This window comes from Cupriavidus sp. MPR-AND1C, assembly GCF_058809705.1.
The window spans coordinates 51095-71838 of the sequence record NZ_JBXASU010000008.1 but is presented as its reverse complement, the minus strand read 5'-3'; the positions used below and the strand labels follow the sequence as shown (position 1 = coordinate 71838).

Annotated in this window: 17 protein-coding genes; 12 read left to right on the top strand and 5 right to left on the bottom strand. The window is 66.9% G+C overall.

The features are described 5' to 3' along the window. Positions 1-238 precede the first annotated feature (238 nt). The 10 genes from AC1RWI_RS07315 to AC1RWI_RS07270 all read left to right on the top strand — a co-directional run bounded on the left by AC1RWI_RS07315 (position 239) and on the right by AC1RWI_RS07270 (position 12012). The gene (locus AC1RWI_RS07315; RefSeq protein ID WP_492865392.1) at positions 239-1087 is read left to right on the top strand and encodes a hypothetical protein; all 849 of its coding nucleotides are present in this window, start codon (positions 239-241) and stop codon (positions 1085-1087) included. 133 nt (positions 1088-1220) lie between these two features. Further along, a complete protein-coding gene (locus AC1RWI_RS07310) occupies positions 1221-3644 on the top strand; it encodes a penicillin-binding protein 1A (RefSeq protein ID WP_492865390.1) in 2424 nt (807 codons plus the stop codon). Between the two features lie 256 nt (positions 3645-3900). Then, complete coding sequence (locus AC1RWI_RS07305; protein WP_043357629.1) at positions 3901-4569, top strand: CDP-alcohol phosphatidyltransferase family protein; 669 nt, start codon at positions 3901-3903, stop codon at positions 4567-4569. 8 nt (positions 4570-4577) lie between these two features. Continuing rightward, complete coding sequence (locus AC1RWI_RS07300) at positions 4578-5420, top strand: HalD/BesD family halogenase (RefSeq protein WP_043353137.1); 843 nt, start codon at positions 4578-4580, stop codon at positions 5418-5420. After that, on the top strand, positions 5417-6424 hold the full coding sequence (locus AC1RWI_RS07295; RefSeq protein WP_043353139.1) for a flippase-like domain-containing protein: 1008 nt from the start codon (positions 5417-5419) through the stop codon (positions 6422-6424). The genes AC1RWI_RS07300 and AC1RWI_RS07295 overlap by 4 nt, the downstream gene beginning before the upstream one ends. A gap of 32 nt (positions 6425-6456) precedes the next feature. Continuing rightward, complete coding sequence (locus AC1RWI_RS07290; protein WP_492865387.1) at positions 6457-7221, top strand: phosphocholine cytidylyltransferase family protein; 765 nt, start codon at positions 6457-6459, stop codon at positions 7219-7221. 53 nt (positions 7222-7274) lie between these two features. Then, positions 7275-8924: a phosphoenolpyruvate mutase gene (gene aepX / locus AC1RWI_RS07285; RefSeq protein ID WP_419188928.1), complete on the top strand. Its 1650-nt coding sequence runs from the start codon at positions 7275-7277 to the stop codon at positions 8922-8924. Continuing rightward, positions 8921-10102, top strand: coding sequence for a phosphonopyruvate decarboxylase (gene aepY, locus AC1RWI_RS07280; RefSeq protein WP_043353145.1), 1182 nt, complete (start codon positions 8921-8923; stop codon positions 10100-10102). Before aepX ends, aepY begins: the two co-directional genes overlap by 4 nt. Next, positions 10103-11167 (top strand): 2-aminoethylphosphonate aminotransferase, encoded by a 1065-nt coding sequence (locus tag AC1RWI_RS07275; RefSeq protein WP_492865385.1) that lies wholly within the window; start codon positions 10103-10105, stop codon positions 11165-11167. 332 nt (positions 11168-11499) lie between these two features. After that, positions 11500-12012, top strand: a complete 513-nt coding sequence (locus AC1RWI_RS07270; RefSeq protein WP_492865476.1) for an MlaC/ttg2D family ABC transporter substrate-binding protein — start codon at positions 11500-11502, stop codon at positions 12010-12012. Here the strand turns inward: AC1RWI_RS07270 and AC1RWI_RS07265 are convergent. The 5 genes from AC1RWI_RS07265 to AC1RWI_RS07245 all read right to left on the bottom strand — a co-directional run bounded on the left by AC1RWI_RS07265 (position 11993) and on the right by AC1RWI_RS07245 (position 18733). Next, the gene (locus tag AC1RWI_RS07265; RefSeq protein WP_492865383.1) at positions 11993-14134 is read right to left on the bottom strand and encodes a putative bifunctional diguanylate cyclase/phosphodiesterase; all 2142 of its coding nucleotides are present in this window, start codon (positions 14132-14134) and stop codon (positions 11993-11995) included. The genes AC1RWI_RS07270 and AC1RWI_RS07265 overlap by 20 nt on opposite strands. Before the next feature lie 173 nt (positions 14135-14307). Beyond that, positions 14308-15633 carry an MFS transporter gene (locus AC1RWI_RS07260; RefSeq protein WP_492865381.1) on the bottom strand — a complete coding sequence of 442 codons (1326 nt, stop codon included), beginning with the start codon at positions 15631-15633 and terminating at the stop codon, positions 14308-14310. A 101-nt stretch (positions 15634-15734) separates the two neighbouring features. Further along, positions 15735-15950 (bottom strand): DUF2783 domain-containing protein, encoded by a 216-nt coding sequence (locus AC1RWI_RS07255; protein ID WP_459374321.1) that lies wholly within the window; start codon positions 15948-15950, stop codon positions 15735-15737. A gap of 35 nt (positions 15951-15985) precedes the next feature. Next, positions 15986-17719, bottom strand: coding sequence for an FAD-dependent oxidoreductase (locus AC1RWI_RS07250; protein ID WP_492865379.1), 1734 nt, complete (start codon positions 17717-17719; stop codon positions 15986-15988). A gap of 54 nt (positions 17720-17773) precedes the next feature. Next, the gene (locus tag AC1RWI_RS07245; protein WP_043353155.1) at positions 17774-18733 is read right to left on the bottom strand and encodes an MBL fold metallo-hydrolase; all 960 of its coding nucleotides are present in this window, start codon (positions 18731-18733) and stop codon (positions 17774-17776) included. Positions 18734-19037: 304 nt separating this feature from the next. On the opposite strand from AC1RWI_RS07245, the gene AC1RWI_RS07240 reads away from it, so the two are divergent. Together AC1RWI_RS07240 and AC1RWI_RS07235 are read left to right on the top strand one after the other, a co-directional pair. After that, entirely contained in the window at positions 19038-19865 is an 828-nt protein-coding gene (locus tag AC1RWI_RS07240) for an IclR family transcriptional regulator (protein WP_043353157.1), read from the top strand. Between the two features lie 11 nt (positions 19866-19876). Further along, positions 19877-20740 (top strand): IclR family transcriptional regulator, encoded by an 864-nt coding sequence (locus AC1RWI_RS07235; protein ID WP_492865377.1) that lies wholly within the window; start codon positions 19877-19879, stop codon positions 20738-20740. Positions 20741-20744: the final 4 nt, after the last annotated feature.

Sequence of the window (20744 nt, the reverse complement as noted above, 5' to 3'; positions counted from 1 at the left end):
TCATGATGCATGATCCTAGCGGATTGCCCGCATGCCCGCAATCGATGCGCCGCTTCGCCCTGATCGCTACACCTGTCTTTCTGACGCTCGCCGCCGACAATGCCTGCGCGCTCGATGCCCCGCAGCTGCTCGCCAAGCTCACGCCAAGCATCTATGCCGTGCGGGCAACGGGCGCCAACAACGCGCCGCTGGCGTCGGGCTCCGCCGTGGTGGTTGGCCCGGGGCAACTGGTCACGGCTTGCCACGTGCTGGCAGGCGCGCGGGCCTGGACGGCAAGCTGGACCGCATCGAGCTCACGCTTGATTTGCCGGCGGCCGCCAGCGGTGGCGGCCTGTTCGATGAGACGGGCCGGCTCGTGGGCATCCTGTCGGCACGGCGCGCGCCCGGCGAAAAGCTCAAGGCGTTGCCCGCAAGCTGGATCGCTCAGATCAAGGAGCGCGGCGCGGCGGCGATGGCCAGCTATCGCTCGTCTGCGCCAGCGCCAGCGCCAGCGGCTGCGGCGCCTGTGGTGGACGAGGCCGGCGCTGCCCCGGCTGGCGGCGAGTCGCCCCGCGTTGGCGAGGTCTGGCGCTATGAACTGATCGACAAGCTGACGCGCAAGCGGCGCGATGTGGTCTACCGGGTCGACCGCGTCGAAGGGGAGCGCATCACGTTCAACCAGGGCGCCCGCGTCGAGGCCCTGGACGGCCGCGTCGAGCGGATCAGCACCCCCAGCGGCGGCGAGTTCGATGGCGCATCGCCGCCGCGCGGCTGGGTGCCGGCAGACGTCAAGCCGGGTGCCCGATGGAAATACAGTTACAAGCAGGCTGGCACCGACATGCGTACGGAACTCACCGGCGAGGTGACCGGGGAGTCCACCATCACGGTGCCTGCCGGCAGCTTCCGCGTCTTGCGCCTGGCCTACAAGGGCTATGTGGCGCGGCCGTTCTACGGCTTCTCGTATGGCGCACCATCCTCCGTGCCTTACACGGCGGTGGCGTGGTATGCCCCGGAGCTCAGGCGCGTGGTGCGCTTCGATGCCAGCTACGCGTCCAAGTACGAGCGTCTGGACGAAAGCCTGGTGCTTGCGGAGCACCGCTTCGACTGAAGTGCTGAAGTGGCCCCGATCCGGCCTTGATTCCCTGGTGCGCGACCAGATGCCGGGGTGCGGCAAGCGATTTTGGTAGGATGCAGGCCTTTCTTCGTGCCGGAATGTGACTCCGCCCCATGCTGCTTGCTTCATGAATCTGGCCCAGATCAAATCCCTGGCCGCCGAGCGGCTTGCCCGCCTGCGGCGCCCCACGCGCCGCGGCGTGGCCAAGGCGGTGGCCGCCGTGCCAGTGCTGTTCCTGCTCTATGTGCTGGTGCTGATTCCCTTCACCCCGGGCATCAGCGATATCCGCAAGGCCAAGTCCGACCAGCCCGCGCAGATCCTGTCGGCCGATGGCAAGCCGCTGGCCGTGTTCAAGTGGGCTAACCGCGAATGGGTCCGCCTGGCCGATATCTCGCCCAACGTGACGACCGCGCTGATCGCCACGGAGGATCACCGCTTTTACCAGCACTTCGGCCTGGACTGGCGCCGCATGGGCTCGGCCGCGCTGCATACCTTCTCCGGCGACCGGCAAGGTGGCTCCACCATCACGCAGCAGCTGGCCCGCAATCTCTATCCCGACGAGATCGGCCGCGCGCCGACGCTCACGCGCAAGCTCAAGGAAGCCATCACGGCGCTGAAGATCGAGGCGCTTTACACCAAGGACGAGATTCTCGAGACCTATCTCAACACCGTGCCGTTCCTGTACAACGCCTACGGCATCGAGATGGCGGCGCGCACCTACTTCGATAAATCCGCCGACCGGCTCGACGTGCTGGAAAGCGCCACGCTGATCGGCATGCTCAAGGGCAACAGCTACTACAACCCGGTCATCAATCCCGAGCGCGCCGTGCAGCGGCGCAATACCGTGCTGGCGCAGATGGTCAAGTACCAGAAGCTGGAGCCGGCGAAGTACGAGTTGCTGAAGAAGCGCCCGCTGCGCATCGACTTCGAGCGGCAGACCGAGCCGCCCGGCCCGGCGGCGCACTTTGCCCAGCAGCTGCGCAAATGGCTGATCACCTGGGCGGACCGCAACGACTACAACATTTACACCGACGGGCTGGTGGTGCGCACCACCATCGATTCGCGCCTGCAGGCGCTGGCCAACCAGGCGGTGGCGCGCCAGGGCAACCAGCTGCAAGGGATTGCCGATGCCGCGTGGGCGCCGCGCTCCGGCTGGGCGGCCAACAAAGACCTGGTGCAAGCCTTTGTGCGCGAGACCCCGGCATACCGCGCGGCGAGGGAGTCCGGGCAGACACCCGAGGCGGCCATGAAGCAGCTGCTGGCGGACACCGCCTTCATGCAGGCGCTGCGCCAGTCCAAGACCCGCATCCAGGCTGGCTTCGTCGCGCTGGACCCGCGCACCGGCGAAATCAAGGCATGGGTAGGCAGCCGCGACTTCACCCTGGATGCCTTCGACCACGTCCAGCAGGCGCAGCGCCAGCCAGGTTCCACGTTCAAGCCGTTCGTCTATGGCGCTGCGTTCGAGCAAGGCGCCAAGCCCGACGACACCTTCGTCGACCAGGCCGTGGAAATCCCGCTCGCCGGCGGCGAGGTCTGGCGGCCCTCCGACGATGGCCCCCCGAGCGGGCGTGCCATGAGCCTGCGCGATGGCCTGGTGTATTCCAAGAACACCATCACCGCGCAACTGATGCAGAGCGTTGGCCCGGCCAAGGTGGCCAAGCTGGCGCGCGCCATGGGCGTGCGGCAAAGCCGGCTCGATCCCGTCCCCTCGCTGGCGCTGGGCACCAGCCCGGTCACCTTGAAGGAAATGGTCAGCGCCTACGGCACCATCGCCAATCAGGGCGCCTACCTGGAGCCGGTGATGGTATCGCGCATCGAAGACCGCAAGGGCGAGGTGCTGGAGACGTTCCGTCCCGCGTCACCCGAGCAGGCGCTGCCGGTTGCCACCGTGCAGACCCTGCTCGACGTGATGCGCGGCGTGATCGATCGCGGCACCGGCGCGAGCATTCGCACGCGCTTCGGCATTCGTGCGGATGTCGCCGGCAAGACCGGCACCACGCAGGACAACGCCGATGGCTGGTTCATCCTGATGCATCCGCAACTGGTCGCCGGCGCCTGGGTCGGGTTCAACGACAGCCGGGTGACGCTGCGCAGCGACTACTGGGGCCAGGGCGCGCACAGCGCGCTGCCGATGGTGGGCGACTTTTTCCAGCGTTCGCTCCGGTCCCGCATGATCGATGCGAACGTCCGCTTCGTGGAGCAGAAGGAGACCGGCCTCTTTGAAGCCTTGGGCTGGACGATACGCGGCTGGTACCAGCGGTGGTTCGGGCCGGCGGCCAAGCCGGAAGCCCCGCCCGCGTCCAAGCGGGCCGCTCGCCCGGCGCCGCCGGATACGGCGGCATTGGAGCCGGAAGCCAGCGTGGCGGCATCGGTGGCGTCGGCGCCGCCTGCGTTGCCCGCATTGCCGGGCGCGAGCAGCCCGGCCGTTGAGCAAGGCGGCGCCGATGCGGCACCGGCCGGAGCGCCGGCCAGCGCGCCGCCAGCCATGGCGGCGCCATCGTTCACGCAAGACGATGCCCGAGCACGGGCCAGCGAAAGCAGCCAGCCTTGAAGCCAGGCCTGGCCTGGCCCGGCGCGACGCTGAGCGCCGCAACCCCGGGCTCCCCTGCGCCAGGTTCAGCCTGCCGCCGTGCACGCGCGCTTACCGTTGCGGGTCACATCGCTTAACATAGCGGTTTGACTGGCGTATGCCCCCAAAAGCGGCCCGGCCGGCCTTTCGGCGTTGCGTGCGCACAATGCAAGGTGCGCAATCCGGCGCTAGTATGCGAGCCGTGCGGCAGTTTTCCTGCCGGTGGACCTTTTTCCTGATGAACAAAAATCCAAAGAATTCTCGTGGCGAGCCTCCCGCTCCGCGTACCTGGGACGCCCGTCTGGCGCGCGCGCTTGTCCGCCCGCTCAAGGACTCCTGGATCACGCCGAACCACTTGACCACCCTGCGGCTCGCGATCGGCCTTGCCGGGGTAGCGTGCCTGATGCAAGGCGGTTTCGCGTGGACCAACTACGGCGCGCTCCTGATCGTGGTGTCCAACTTCGTTGACCACACTGACGGAGAATTGGCAAGAATTAGCGGTAAATCGAGCAAGATAGGCCATTTTTATGACCTGGCGAGCGATGCGCTGATTACCGTCCTGCTCTTCGTGGGCATGGGCGCAGCCATTTCCGGGCAGGCCGCGGCAGACACGATGTCGCCCGTCCTGCAAGGCGCGCTCGCGGGCGTGGCGGTGGCGCTGATCTTCTTCCTGCGCATGCGGATCGAGTCGCGTGTGGGGAAAAGCGGGACGAAGCAAGCCTCTGCCGGCGGTTTCGAGACCGAAGACGTGCTTTACCTGCTTCCCCTGGTGACGTTGACCAGCGGCATCGCGCCGTTCCTGATGGCAGCGTCGATCGGCGCTCCCCTGTTCGCGGCCTGGGTCATCATCGATTACTGGCGTGTGATGCGGCGTCCCCTGCCAGCCACGGCTTCGACGGAGATCTGAGAAACCCGATGAGCGAGCAAGCCAACGACATCACGCTGGACGACCCGTCCCCCGCTTCGGTTCCCTCCCGCCAAAGGCCGGCTGCGGAACCTGCCGCCGGCGCCATGCTGCCCAACCCCGATGCCTGCGTGGCCGAGCGCACCGCGCGGCTCGACAGCAAGCAGCTGCGCGCCGATTTCGTGCGCCAGGACGCTTTCCTGCACCTGGAGGATTTCCTGGCGCCTGAAGTCACCGCGCAACTGGTGGCCAGCGCCCGCGCGCTGGTGCCGCAGATCAACCGCAACTACCTGCCCGGCCACAAGCAGGGCGGCAGCGTCAGCCGGCACACCATCGACGAGCTAGCGCCGTTCATCGCCGAGCTGTACCGGTCGAAGGCGCTGATCGGCTGGCTGGAGCAGATGTGCGGCGAGAAGCTGCTGGTCTCCCCCGATTCCGATCCCCATGCCTACGCGCTGTATTACTACACGCGCCAGGGTGACCACATTGGCTGGCACTACGACACCTCTTATTACGACGGCCGCCGCTACACGCTGCTGCTGGGCGTGATCGAGGAATCGTCATGCCGCCTGGACTACGAACTGCACACGCGCAACGCGCAAGTGCCCGATGAGCCCGGCTCGGTGCAGACCACGCCCGGCGGGCTGGTGTTCTTCGATGGCGACAAGCTGCGTCATCGCATCACGCCGGCCGGCGCCAACGAAATGCGCGTGTCGCTGACGTTCGAGTACGTGACCGATCCGGGCATGCGCCCGTGGCTGCGCTTCATCTCCAATATGAAGGACGCGGTCGCCTATTTCGGCTTCCGGCAAGTGTTCAAGAGACTGGTACCGGGCCAGAAGCCCCGCTCATGACCCGTGCTGCCATGCTTTTCCTGTCGATCGGCGCGGCGCTCTTTGTCGCGCTGCTCGCCTGGCAGGGATTCGGCTCCGTCGCGTCGACGTTCATGTCGGCAGGCTGGGGCCTGGTGCTGGTCGCCGCGTTCCACCTGCTGCCGCTGGTGCTGGACGCCGGCGCCATCTACGTGTTGTTCGACCGCAGGGCCGGCCACGGCACCCTGCGCGACGCGCTGCTGGCGCGCTGGGCCGGCGAGTCCGTCAACAGCCTGCTGCCGGCGGGGCAGATCGGCGGCCCGGTCCTGATGGTGCGCTACCTGGCGCAGCGCGGCACGCGCATGCGCGACGCCGCCGCGGCCATCACGGTGAGCACCACCATGCAGGCGCTGGCGCAGATGGTGTTCGCCTTTATCGGCCTGGCGCTGTTTGGCCTGTATGGCGGGCACGATGCGCTTGCCGACCTGCGCACGCCGGCCCTGGTCGTCACCGCCGTGCTTGCGCTATGCATAGCGGGTTTCTACGTGGTGCAAAAGCGCGGCCTGTTCGGCCGGGTGCTGCGCCTGCTGTCGAAGGTATTCGGCAAGCGCGACTGGTCGGGGTTGACCATGCGCGCCGATGCCGTGGACGCGGCCGTGCAAGGCATGTACCGCGACCGCCGCAAGGTGGCGTCCACCTTCGCGCTGAGCCTGGTGGGCTGGCTGGTCGGCACGGGCGAGGTCTGGCTGGCCCTGCATTTCCTCGGGCATCCCGTCAGCTGGCTCGACGCCTTGCTGCTGGAGAGCGTGGGGCAGGCGATCCGTGGCGCGGCGTTTGCCATTCCCGGCTCGCTGGGCGCGCAGGAAGGCGGCTACCTGCTGCTGGCGCCCATCGTCGGCCTGCCGCCCGAAGCGGCGCTGGCGCTGTCCCTGGCAAAGCGCGCCCGCGAGATCGGGCTCGGCGCGCCCGGGCTGCTGTATTTACATTTGAGTGAACGAAAATTCCAACGGCGGCGTGCAGCAGGTGTGCAGCAGGCCGCCGATTGATCGATGGCAATTTGCATGGGTGCGGAGAACGAATGCGAGCAATCATCCTTGCCGCGGGCCTAGGCCTGCGACTTCAGCAACAACCCGGGGAGCAATTCCCCAAATGCCTGCTGCGTTTTGAGGGCATCACCCTGCTGGAGCGGCATCTGCGCATGCTCGACGCGGCCGGGGTGGACGAGATCGTGCTGGCGCTGGGCTTCCAGCCGGAACACGTCGAGGCCGAGCTGGTACGGCTGGGGCGCGACCCCTATCCGGAGATCGTGCTGAACCCGCGTTACGACCTGGGCAGCGTGCTGACCGTGCACACAGTGGCCGATGCGCTCACGCGCGGCGGCGACGTGCTGCTGATGGATGCGGACGTGCTCTACGACGAGCGCATCCTCGGCGCGCTGGTGGCGGGCACCACCACCAATCGCCTCTTGATCGACCGCGATTTCGAAGCCGGCGACGAACCCGTCAAGCTGTGCCTGAAGGACGGCGTGCCGGTGGAGCTGCGCAAGCAGCTCGCGGTTGGTCTGGAGTACGACACCATTGGCGAGTCGGTCGGTTTCTTCCGCTTTCAGGAGCAAACCGCGCGCCGCCTGGCGCAGATCGTCCAGGGCTATGTCGACAGCGGCCGCTCGAACATGCCGCACGAAGAGGCGGTGCGCGACCTGCTGCTCGAAGGCGGCCACGTATTCGATGTCGCCGATGTGAGCGGCGCACCGTGGATCGAGATCGATTTCCCGAACGACGTGGCGCGCGCGCGCGACGAAGTCCTGCCTGAACTTCAGCCGATTGTGGGAGTAGCACAGTGAACGCGATTGACCCGATTTTTTCGACCGCTTCGCGCAGCGCCCGGCTGCGCCAGATGATTGTCGGCAACGAGCTGGAATTCATGATGGAAGCCCACAACGGGCTGTCCGCGCGCATCGTGCGCGAGGCCGGTTTCAAGGCCATCTGGGCTTCGGGCCTGGCGATCTCCGCCCAGTACGGCGTGCGCGACAACAACGAAGCGAGCTGGACCCAGGTGGTCGATACGCTGGAGTTCATGGCCGACGCCAGCGACCTGCCGATCCTGCTGGACGGCGACACCGGCTACGGCAACTTCAACAATGTGCGCCGCCTGGTGCGCAAGCTCGAGCAGCGCGGTATTGCCGGTGTGTGCATCGAGGACAAGCAGTTTCCCAAGACCAACAGCTTCATCGACGGCGAGCGCCAGCCGCTGGCCGAGATCGATGAGTTCTGCGGCAAGATCAAGGCCGGCAAGGATTCGCAGTCGGACGACAACTTCTCCATCGTCGCCCGCGTGGAAGCCTTGATCGCAGGCTGGGGCATGGACGAAGCCCTGCGCCGCGCCGAGGCCTATCGCCAGGCCGGCGCCGATGCCATCCTGATCCACAGCAAGCTGTCGCGCCCGGACGAGATCCTGCAGTTCGCGCGCGAGTGGGCCGGCCGGGGCCCGCTGGTGATCGTGCCGACCAAGTACTACAGCACCCCGACCGAAGCCTTCCGCAAGGCCGGCATCAGCGTGGTGATCTGGGCCAACCACCTGATCCGCGTGGCGGCATCCTCGATGCAGGCCGTGGCCAAGGAGATTCACGACAGCGAGACGCTGGTCAATGTGGAAGACCGCATCGCCACCGTCAACGAGATCTTCCGCCTGCAGGACGCCGACGAGTACTCGACCGCCGAGAAGATCTACCTGTCCGGCTCGCAAGCGCCGGGCGCGGCGGTGGTGCTGGCGGCCGGCCGCGGCACCGGCCTGGAGCCCCTCACCGAGGACCGTCCCAAGGTCATGCTGCCCGTGGCCGGCAAGCCGCTGCTGCGCTGGCTGGTGGACGCGTTCAAGAAGCAGTCGATCAACGACATCACCGTGGTGGGCGGCTACCAGGCCAAGGCCATCGACACGGCCGGCATCAAGCTGGTGGTCAACGAGCAGTACGCCCAGACCGGCGAGCTGGCCTCGCTGGCGTGTGCCGTCGACGGATTGCAGACGGATACCGTGATCGCCTACGGCGACCTGCTGTTCCGCAGCTATATCCTGCGCGACCTGCTCGAGAGCGACGCGCCGTTCAGCGTGGTGGTGGACTCGTCGCTGACCACGGAGTCGAACCAGAGCGTGCGCGACTTCGCCTATTGCTCCGCGCCCGACGACCGCGACCTGTTCGGCCAGAAGATCCTGCTGCGCCATGTGTCGAGCAAGGGCCAGGAGCCGGGCGCAGGTCAGGCCCAGGCACCGCACGGCCGCTGGATCGGCCTGCTGAACGTGCGCGGCGAGGGCCGCGTGCGCCTGCAGAAGCTGGTTGCCGAACTGCGCAAGCGCGACGACTTCAACACGCTGGACATGCCCGCGCTGCTTAACGCGCTGGTCGAAGCCGGCGAACAGATCGAAGTGAAGTATGTGCATGGCCACTGGCGCGGCGTGAACGACCTCGACGACTTCCGCCGCGCGGGCGATTTCGCGCATACGCAGACACCGTTTGCGGTCGGCGGCACGGACGCAGAGGAAGCCCGATGATCGAAGCGGCACAGTTTGTCGAGGCCGCACGTGCGCGCGGCTTCGACTGGTATGCCGGGGTGCCCTGCTCGTATCTCACGCCGTTCATCAACTACGTGATGCAGGATCCATCGCTGCACTACGTGTCGGCGGCGAACGAAGGCGATGCGGTGGCGCTGATCGCCGGCGTGACGCTGGGCGCGCAGGGCGGGCGCCGTGGCGTCACCATGATGCAGAACTCCGGCCTGGGCAATGCGGTCAGCCCGCTGACCTCGCTCACGTGGACGTTTCGCCTGCCGCAGTTGTTGATCGTGACCTGGCGCGGGCAGCCGGGCGTGGCTGACGAACCGCAGCACGCGCTGATGGGCCCGGTCACCCCGACGATGCTCGATACCATGGAGATCCCGTGGGAAACCTTCCCGACCGACCCGGCCGAGGTTGGCCCGGCGCTGGATCGCGCGGTGGCGCATATGGATGCCACCGGACGTCCGTACGCGCTGGTGATGCAAAAGGGCAGCGTCGCGCCGTATGCGCTCAAGCAGCAGGAGCAGCCCGCGCTGCGCCCCAAGTGCACGCCGCAGTCGGAGGCGCGGGGCGCTTCGCGCGATGGCCTGCCTACGCGCCGCGACGCGCTGCAACGCGTGATCGCGCATACGCCAACGGACAAGACCGTGGTGCTGGCATCGACCGGCTTCTGCGGGCGTGAGCTTTACGCGCTCGACGACCGTGCCAACCAGCTCTACATGGTGGGTTCGATGGGCTGCCTCACGCCGTTCGCGCTAGGCCTTGCGCTCGCGCGTCCGGACCTCAACGTGGTCGCCGTGGACGGCGACGGCGCGGCGCTCATGCGCATGGGCGTGTTCGCCACGCTCGGCGCCTATGGCCCGGGCAACCTCACGCATGTGCTGCTCGACAACGGCGCCCATGACTCCACCGGCGGACAGGCGACCGTGTCGCACCATGTCTCGTTCGCCGGCGTGGCGTCCGCCTGCGGCTACGCGTCGGCGGCCGAGGGCGACCAGCTCGACCTGCTCGACCAGACGCTCACGGCCGCGCCAGCGAGCGCCGCCGGCCCGCGTTTTGTCGCGCTGACGATCAGCGCAGGCACGCCGGACGGCCTGCCGCGCCCGACCATCACCCCGGTCGATGTGAAGACGCGCCTGGCGCGACACATCGGTGCCGACCAAGGAGGGAAGTAAATGCTGCTACTCAACCCGGGCCCCGTTACCCTGTCAGAACGTGTCCGCCAAAGCTTGCTGCAGCCCGACCTGTGCCACCGCGAAAGCGAGTTCTTCGACCTGCAGGACGAAGCCCGTGCACGCCTGCTGGACATCTACGAGCTGGATCCCGCCGAGTGGGCCGCGGTCCTGATGACCGGCTCCGGCACGGCGGCGGTGGAGAGCATGATCGCCGCGCTGGTGCCCGAGCAAGGCAAGCTGCTGATCGTCCAGAACGGCGTGTACGGCGAGCGCATCACGCAGATCGCCACGCAGTACCGCATCGCCCATGAGGTCGTTGCGCACGACTGGATGCAGGCGCCTGACCTTGCCCGCATTGCCGCCGCGCTCGACGCGGACCGTGCGATCACGCACGTGGCGGTGATCCATCATGAAACCACCACCGGCCGCCTGAACGACCTCCAGGCCCTGGACGCACTGTGCCGCGCGCGGGATGTGCGCCTGCTGGTGGATGGCGTGAGCAGCTTCGGCGCCGAGGCGATCGATTTCGGCGGCAGCATTGCCGCGGTGGCCGCCACGGCCAACAAGTGCCTGCACGGCGTGCCGGGCGCATCGTTCGTCATTGTGCGGCGCAGCGCGCTGGAGCAAGCCGCCAGCCGGACGTACTACCTGGATCTCGGGCGGCTCGCGCGCTTGCAGGACCAGCGCAATACACCGTTTACGCCGTCGGTACATGCCTATTACGCGCTGGTGGAAGCGCTGCGCGAACTGGAGGACGAGGGTGGTTGGCGCGCCCGCCATGCGCGCTATGCGGCCCTTGCGGAACGCGCGCGCGCCGGGCTCGAGGCCTTGGGCATGCCGGCCCTGTGGCCGTCGGAACAGTCCTCGGTGGTGCTGCGGGCCTACCGCTTGCCGGCCGGCTTGTCGTATCCCCAGCTGCACGACGGCCTGAAGGAACGCGGCTTTGTCATCTATGCGGGGCAGGGCGGACTGTCGGCCGAGTTGTTCCGCATTTCCACCATGGGCAATATCCAGCTGGATGACATCGAGCGCTTGCTGCAGGGTTTCAAGGCGCTGACGCAGTAATTGCCTGTTGGCCGGTGCGTGGTACGCGCCGGCCACTGTCGTTTCCGTCATTTTATTTTTGGCGGCAAAGCACTAGCATTAGGCAAGAGATGCGGGTACCCCGGGCCCCCGGGGCGAGCGCATCTTGTTCGTGGAGGATCATTGCGATGCCTCGCCCTTTCCGCTTTCGCTTTCGCCTTCGCTTTGCCACTGCGGGATGCAATGCCGCCGTGCTCGCGGTTTGCGCCGGCTTTGTCTTTGTCCTTGGCGCATCCTTGCCCATCACCGCGCCGGCCGCGACACCTGGCGAGAGCCCTGCGGCCGCAGGCGTTGACCGCTCCTCGCCGGACCGCATGGTCCGCGCCGCCGTCGAAGGCGTGCTCACCACCATTCAAGCCAACGCCGACACCCGTAACGGCGATCTGGACAAGATCACGGCCGTGGTGCGCCGGCAGTTCCTGCCTTACACCGATTTTCAGCGCACTACCCGGCTTGCGGTCGGCAGCGCCTGGCGCGGTGCCACGCCTGAGCAGCAGAGGCAGCTTTACGAGCAGTTCCAGACGCTGCTGGTGCGCAGCTACGCCTTATCCCTTTCACAAGTGCGCGAGCAGACGCTGAAGTTTCGCTACAAGGCGCCGCGGACCGCGGGAAAGGATGTAGTGGTGGAGACCAGCGTGATCAATAACGGGGATGAGGTGCGGATCGATTATCGGCTGCAGCGGGGCGCGGCGGGGTGGTCGATTTACGATATCAATATGAGCGGGGCTTGGCTGATTGAGATTTATCGCAAGCAGTTTGCGGATATTGTGGCTAAGGGGGGGATTGAGGGGTTGGTCAAATATCTGGCTAGTCATAATGCGGCGTGAGGTACCCCGCGTCATAGCATGACCCGATGGTGCCTTCCTCAACCGGCTCTGATAGCAGATTATCGTTGGACAGCGATTCAATCAGGTTTTCCGCGGACATCGGTCGTCCGAGCAGGAATCCTTGCAGCGAGTTGCATCCCAGCCGCGTCAGGAACTCCTGCTGCTTCGCCGTTTCGACCCCTTCTGCGACGATATTCAAATTCAGCGTGCGCCCCAGCGCCACAATGGCCGAGACAATCGCCGCATCCTCGGTATCGCGTGACAGATCCCGGATGAACCCGCGATCGATCTTCAGCTCGCTCGCAGGCAGCCGCTTGAGGTACAGCAGGCTCGAGTAGCCGGTACCGAAGTCGTCGATCGAGATGCGCACGCCCATGTCGTGGAGCTGCTGCAGGATCTGCAGGCTGGCATCCGCGTCGCGCATCGCCGTGGATTCGGTGACCTCCAGCGTCAGGCAGCATGGCTCCAGCGCATGCCGGGCCAGGGTGTCGCGCACGGTCGCGATCAGGCTGGCGTGCCGGAACTGCAGTGCCGAGAGGTTGACCGCCATGGTCCACTCGGGGCGGCCCTCGTCGCGCCACGCCCGCATCTGCCGGCAGGCTTCGTCCAGGATCCAGTCCCCGAACGGCACGATCAGGCCGGTTTTCTCCGCGAGGGGAATGAACTGGTCCGGGGCGATCAGGCCGCGCGTGGGATGCATCCAGCGCACCAGGGCTTCCACGCCGACTATCGGGCCGTTGGGGGCGGTGAGCTTGGGCTGGTACTGCAGGGTCAGCTCACGGCGTTCCAGCGCCATGCGCATGTCCTGCACCAGCTGAAGCTGCTCGTGCACGTTGGCGTTCATCGATGCTTCGAAGAAGCAGATGGTGTTGCGGCCCAGCGCTTTGGCGTGATACATCGCCGCGTCGGCGTTGGTCAGCAAGTCGTGCTGGAGTTCGCCATCGCCAGGGTACATGGCAATGCCGATGCTGGTGGACACGCGCAACTCGCGGCCGGCTACCTGGAAGGGCTCGCGCATGGCGCTCAGCACCTTCTCGGCAAGGGTGGCGGCATCCGCCGGCTCGCTGACGCTGGCCAGCAGCACGAACTCGTCGCCGCCCAGCCGTGCGATGGTGTCTTGCGAGTGGACATTGGCGCCGATGCGCCGCGCGACTGCCACCAGCAACTGATCGCCAATGGGATGGCCGTAGGCGTCGTTGACCGCCTTGAAGCCGTCCAGGTCCATGAACATCAGGGCGAAGCGGCTCTTCTCCCGCGTGGCGCCCTGGATCGCCTGCTCGAGCCGGTCTTCCAGCAGTACCCGGTTGGGAAGCTTGGTGAGGTTGTCGTGCAGCGCCAGGTAGGTCAGTTCCTGGTTGGCTTCGGCGAGCGAGATGGCCAGCATGGAGGTGCGGGCTTCCAGGCGCACATCGAGCACCGAGGTGATCAAGGCAATGGCCAGCACGGCCAGCGTGACGACGATGATCACCACGGCCAGCCAGCCGGTGTCCATGCCGTCGCGCGCCGCGCCGCAGACGGCGCCGATCGGAAATTGCGCGGCCGCCATGCCGGTGTAGTGCATCCCGGCGATGGCAAGGCCCATCACCACCGAGGCGCCCGCCCGCAAGGGCCGCACCCAGACGGACTCGCGCCGCAGGTTGAACGCAATCCACAGCGCCGTGCCCGACGCCAGGACCGCAATGACCACGGACAGGACGAACAACGATGGGATGTAGTGGATACCCGGGACCATGCGCAGTGCAGCCATGCCCGTGTAGTGCATGCCGGCAACGCCGCTGCCGATCAACAAGGCGCCGCCAGCCAGGCGCCGCCACGGCAAGGTTTCCCGGCCCACCAGCCAGAGCGCGAGCGCGGATGACGCGATGGCGATCAGCAACGAGGCCACGGTGATGGGCAGGTCGTAGCCCAGCGGAATCGGCAGGTGGAACGCCAGCATGGCGATGAAGTGCATCGACCAGATGCCGATGCCCATGGCGCAGGCACCACCCGCCAGCCACCAGTGGGCCGCGCGTCCTTGCGCGGTGGCAATGCGCCCGGCCATGTCCAGGGCGGTGTAGGAGGCCAGCATCGCCACAAGCAGTGAGAACAGCACAAGCAAACTGTTGTAGCTACCGGCGTGCATGGAAGACCTTTCTGGATGTTGACTTGGACCTGCCTGGAGGCCGCCCGGCGCGCGCGCCAAGCGAGCGCGCCAAGCAAGGCGCCAGTACGCCCCTCATATCGACAAGAGGGCGGGCAAGTTTAGTCGAAACCCCAGAAAGATGGGAGCCCGGGGGGGCCAGCCGGCCCCCGGGGTTAGCGCCGTGGCTCGGCCTTCGGCACGCCCGCCCACATGGCGACGCCGCTGGCCAGCAGCAACCCTGCGAGCAGGTACAGTGCGTTGTCCATGCTGCCTGTGTGCGTCTTGATCTGCCCGATCACCCACGGGCTGACGATGCCGCTGGTAATGCCGATGCTGCTGATAAAGGCAATGCCGGTGGCGGCGGTGTGGGCTGGCAGGTGGCTTGGCGGCAAGGACCAGAAGATCGGCAGCGCGGCGAAGATCAGCACGCACGCGGCGGACAGCAGCGCGAGCATCGCCGCGAAGCTGGGCAGGTGCAGGGTCAGCAGCGCGAGCGCCAGCGCGCCGCCTACCGTGCAGGCTACGAAATGGCGATGCCGCTCGCCGCGCCGGTCGGAGTGGCGGGCAATCAGGATCAGGCCGACGGCGCCGACGGCGTTCGGGATGACGGAGTAAAGACTGATGGACATCACATCGGTGATGCCGAAGTCCCGGATCATCAGGGGCATCCAGAAGCTCAGCGTCAGCGAGCCGCAGGTCAGTGCGAAGTAAATGAAGGCAAAGAGGTAGATGCGCGGGTTGCGCAACGCCTCGATGAGCGCGCCAAACGAGTGCGCGCGCGTGGCCTGTCCGGCCGGCCCGTTATGCGCGGCGAGCAATGCCTTCTCCGTGGGGGTGAGCCAGCTCGCCTGCTGCGGGCCATCGACCAGGAACACCGCGGCGACGAGCCCGAGCAAGATAGCGGGCGCACCTTCGATGGCAAACATCCACTTCCAGCCATAGAGCCCGAGCACGCCGGCCATGTCGCGCATGATCCAGCCCGACACCAGCCCGCCCAGCACGCCGGCCACGGCAACACCCGCGAAGAAAATGGCCATCACGGCAGCGCGCCTCCGCGCCGGGAACCAGTACGTCAGGTAGAGCACGATGCCGGGGAAGAAGCCGGCTTCGAACACGCCCAGCAGGAAGCGCAGCGTGTAGAAGTGCGTGGGTGTCGACACCCACATCATGCCGACCGATGCCAGGCCCCACAGCAGCATGATGCGGGTGAAGGTGCGGCGGGCGCCAAAGCGGGCCAGCAGCATGTTGCTGGGTACCTCGCACAGCACGTAGCCCACATAGAACACGGCGGCGCCCAGCCCGTACATCGCATCGCTGAAGCCCAGGTCCTGCTTCATCTGCAGCTGGGCAAAGCCGATATTGATCCGGTCGAGGAAGGAGATGACGTAGCAGACAAAGAGGAAAGGGATGATGCGCAGCCAGATCTTGCGATAAAGCGCGTCTTCGTCGCAGGCAGCACGAGCCGGGGGCGCAATGGCCCCTGCAGAGGAATAGGTCATGGATTGTCTCCGGGAACGCGGGCCCGGCCGGGCCCTGGATGCCGACGTCTGGTGCGTATTGGCAATGAGTGGAAGCGGGCAGCGGGCCGCGCCCGCTGCGATCAGGCTTGCGCGCCGATCTCCGGCGCCGCGCCCTGCCGCGCGAGCTGCATGGCGGCGGCGAGCGTGTCGTGGTCGCCGATATGATTTGCGAGCAACAGGATCAATTGCGCATTGGCCGCCTGGCTCTGGCCGTCGTCGAGATCGCGGTGCATGTCGATCAGGGCTTCGTAGAAGTCGTCGGCGCGCGCCAGGTTGGGTTGGGTGTTGAGTGCCATTGCAGTCTCTCTGACTCGGAATGTCGCGGCGGGATTCATGCCGCTACCGGAGCGGCCGCTTGCGCTGCCGGTGCGCTGGTCTGCGTGCCCGGCAAGTTGCCGGTCGCGCGTGACATGGCCTGCTGGACGGCGGCGATGTCGACCTGCCGCCAGCGCGCGCAGACATGCTGGTCGGGGCGGATCAGGTACAGCGTGCCGGGCCGCGCGTCGTAGCGCTGCGCCGCAAGTCCCTCGGCGTCGTGCAACATCGCAATGCCAGGCGATGCGGCGGGCATGGCATCCGCGCTGACCACCACCAGCCTGAGCGGCAGCGTGCCTTGCTGCAGCCGTTGCAAGGCGGCCAGGCTGTCGGCGTCGGGTGTGCCGAACAGCAGCGCGGTGAATTGCCCGCCTAGTTGCGGCAGCAGCCATCCCTGGCCTTGCGCGCCGCGGACCGGCGCATCCACGCAGGCCGTGCCTGGCTCCATGGCGGCGGCAAAGTCGCTGGTGTCAGGCGTGTTGAGCGTCGAGTCGCGCAGCACCGATGGCAATGACAACCGCCCGCTATTCACCAGCTGCCGGGCGAACGCATGCTTCTTCGACAGTGCCAGCACGGCATCGCGGAACACCTTGCTGACCGCACTCTTCGGCGTGATGAAATCCGTCGAGCGCGTCGAGTTGCGGATGTTCTCGTCGGCGGCGTATTCGCGCTCGCTTGCATAGGTGTCGAGCAGGCTGTCCGGCGCGCGGCCCTGGATCACGTACGCCAGCTTCCACGCAAGGTTCTCCGCGTCCTGCACGCCGCTGTTGGCGCCGCGCGCGCCAAACGGCGAGACGCCATGCGCGGAGTCGCCGGCAAACAGCACATGGCCATGGCGGAAGCTGTCCATGCGCAGGCAGGAGAAGGTATAGACGCTGACCCATTCCAGCTCGAACTTCGCGTTCGGCCCGAGCAGCGCCTGCACGCGCGGAATCACGCGCTCCGGCGTTTTTTCCAGCACGGGATCGGCGTCCCAGCCGAGCTGGAAATCGATGCGCCAGACATTGTCGGGCTGGCGGTGCAGCAGCACCGACTGGTTCGGATGGAAAGGCGGGTCGAACCAGAACCAGCGCTCCGTGGGGAATTCGGCTTCCATCTTCACGTCAGCGATCAGGAAGCGATCCTTGAATGTGCGGCCCTTGCTGTCCAGGCCCAGCAGGTTGCGCAGCGGGCTGCGCGAGCCATCGGCCGCCACCACGTAGCGGCCGGTGAGCGCATAGGGGCCGTCCGGCGTGTCGACGCTCAGCACCACGGCCGCGTCCGGCGTGCCGGCGTGACGCTGTTCGATGCCCGTCACCTTGTGCTTCCAGCGGATCTCCAGGTTCGGCAACTGGCGCGCGCGGTCGAGCAGGAAGCCTTCGACGTAATACTGCTGCAGGTTGATGAAGGCCGGCCGTTGATGGCCGGCCTCCGGCAGCAGGTCGAAGGTGTAGACCTGCTCGTCGCGCACGAAGACCTTGCCGACGTGCCAGCGCACGCCCTTGTCCACCATGGGTTCGCCGCAGCCTAGCCGGTCGAAGACATCCAGCGTGCGCTTGGCAAAGCAGATCGCGCGGGATCCGCTCGACAGCGTGCAGTCATCGTCCACCAGCACAACCGGCACGCCGTGCTGGGCCAGGTCGATCGCGGTGGCCAGGCCGACGGGCCCGGCGCCGACGACGATCACGGGGTGCGGCTTGCCTGCGTGCGCCTGCCTTTGCTCGCGGCAGGGCTGGTACTCAAATGACTGGTTCTGGTAATCGTTGCTCATGTTTGTGTCTCCATCCACTCTGTACGGCCATTCCATCTATGCGGCGATTGGCCTTCAGTTTTGCAGCGCGGCCCACATTTCCTTGTCGCGCTGTGCGGTCCAGATGCGCGGATGCTGGATGCCGCTGGCCTCATCGAAGGCGCGCGACACGTCGAACGGCAGGCAGTGCTCATAGATGAAGACGTGGCCGAATTTCGGGTCCATCGATTTGCGCGTATGGGCCATCGCGCTCTTCAGGTCCAGGCGGTCCACCACGGCTTCCTTGCCCGCCTGGAACAGCGTGGTGACGAAATCCTTGGTGTACTCGATGCCCTTCTTGACCTCTTGCGGATTGGTCAGGGCCGGGCCGCGGCCGGGGACGAGCTTCTCGGCGCCCAGGGCCTGCAAGGCGTCGAGCGTGGCGGGCCATTGCGCGAGTTGCGCGTCGCCGCAGTAGCAGGCCGCGTCGTACTCCACCAGGTCGCCGGAGAACAGCACCTTCTGCGACGGCAGCCAGACCACGGTATCGCCCTTGGTGTGGCCCGAGCCCAGATGGGCGATGCGCACTTCCAGCTTGCCGAGGTACAGGGTGATTTCTTTCTCGAACACCAGCGTCGGCCAGGTCAGGCCCGGCACGGTTTCCACGCCGGCGAACAGGCGCGGGAAGCGTTCGATCTCCGACTTCATGTCGGCCTCGCCGCGCTCCACGATCATCTCGTAGGTGCCGCGGCTGGCGATGATCTGCTGCGCGCCTTCGGCGAAATAGGCCGAAGCACCCAGCACGCGCACCGCGTGGTAGTGCGATAGCACGACGTACTTGATGGGCTTGTCCGTCACCGCGCGGATCCTGGCGATCAGGTCTTGCGCCATGGCGGGCGTGGCGGTGGTGTCGACGATCAGCACGCCGTCGTCGCCAATGATCACGCCGGAGTTGGGGTCGCCCTCGGCGGTGTACGCGTATGCGTTCTCGGAGAGCTGGGTGAAGGTGACTTTCTTGGCTTCCAGGTCGGCCTGGGATGCGAATGCCTTGCTCATGCTTGCCTCATCTCTTTTGTCTTGCGTGGGGAAAAGACGAGACAGCAGGCGCCGGAGCGGATCACTGCATGGCGGGGGACTGTCTCGCCCCGTATTCACTCTATAGCTGCACCGGTATCGGGGTAAGGCCATCTTAGGAATCGCAGTGAAATTAGTCAATAACAAATCATATTGTTTTTGACTAACTAACGTGGCGAGGCGGATAAGGCACAAGCAAGACGCGGAAATCCAGGGGGAAACCCTCGGTCTTGCCGGGTGGATGGCGTCGGGTCGATTACTATCTGGGTTTTCAAGCGGGGGCCGAATGCCACGACCAGCACGATCAGCGCGATCCGAGGACCACATGGCGGACGCCGGCGGCGAGGAGAAGGCGCAGCGCGGCATCCAGAGCGTGGAAGTCGCCGGCCGCTTCCTGCGCGCGCTGGCCGACGTCCGTGCGCCGATGGCCCTGGCCGATCTTGCGGCCAGCGTGCAGATTGCGCCCGCGCAAGCACACACTTACCTGGTCAGCCTGGTGCGGCTTGGCCTGATCAAGCGCGACCACCTGTCCGGGCGCTACGAGCCAGGCCCGCTGGCGCTGCAGCTCGGCATGCTGTATCTGGATCACGATCCGGCCTACCGGGCGGCGGTGCCGCTGGTGGCCGCGCTGGCTGGCTCGTGCGGGTTCAGTGTGGCGATCTGCGCCGCCGGCCCGCAGGGCCCCACCATCGTGCGCTATGCGCACGCGGGCTCGCCCTTGCACGTGAACCTGCACGTTGGCACGGTGATGTCGCTGTCGGCAACGGCGACCGGCCGCGTGTTCTGCGCGTTTCTTCCGCCCGGCCAGTGGCAGGCGATCTGGGCGCAACAGCACGCGGGCGACACGCCCGCCGTGGACGCCACCGCGTTCGCTGCGGATCTCGCCGCCATCCGCGAGCGTGGCATCGAGCGCAGCATCGACGCGCCGAGCCCTGCCGTCAGCAGCCTGTGCGTGCCGGTGCTGGACGCCAGCGGGCGGCTGCGCCTGGCGCTGACCGTGGTGGGATCGACCGGCGCCATCGATGTGGGCTGGCGTGGCCCCGTGGCGGTCGCATTGCTAGACACCGCCGCCGCCATCCGTGACGCGATCGCCGCCACTACCGAAGCCGAATGACACCCGCCCCCATGCCAATCGACGACATCCTGGGCCAAGCCGCCAAGCCGCAACGCGGCATCCAGTCGCTGGACAACACCGGCCAGTTGCTTGCCGCGCTGGTCGCGGCCGGGCGGCCGCTGCCCTTGCGCGACCTTGCGCGCGCGGCCGGCATGCCGCCCGCCAAAGCATTCCCGCATCTGGTCAGCCTGCAGAAGATCGGCTTGCTGGCGCGCGACGCGGCGGGCAATTTCCTGTCCGGCCCGCTGGGCCTCGAACTCGGGCTGATCGCCTTGCAGCGGCTCTCGCCAACCCGCGAGGCCGAGCCGGAAGTCATCGAGCTGGCTGGCGCGACCAGCCTGAGCGTGGCAATGGCAGTGCTTGGCCCGCTGGGGCCGACCGTGGTCCGCCTGGAGGAAGCCGCGCGGCCGCAGCACGTCAGCCTGCGGGTCGGCACCGTGCTGTCGCTGGTCAATACGGCGATCGGCCGGCTGTTCGCGGCGCACCTGCCGGAGCCTGTGCTGATCGGCCTGCTTGGCCAGGATGCGCTGCGGCTCGCAGGTGTACCGAAATCGGAAGTCGTCGAAGCGCACAGCGGCGCGGGCGAAGCGCTTGCGCCAGCGTACGCGGCCCGGCTGGCGCAAATCCGCGCGCAGCGGATCGACAATGCGCTGAGCCGGCCCGTGCCCGGCATCGACACACTTGCGGCGGCCGTGTTCGACCACACCGGCAGCATTGCGCTCGTCATCGCCCTGATTGGCACATCGGGCAGCTTCGACAGCAATACGGACAGCGCGACGGCCGGGACGCTGGTGCAGGCGGCGCGGCGGTTGTCGTGGCGGTTTGGCGCGATGGAGCCGATGGAGCCGATAGAGGCAGCCGCGGGGAACGGATAGCCGC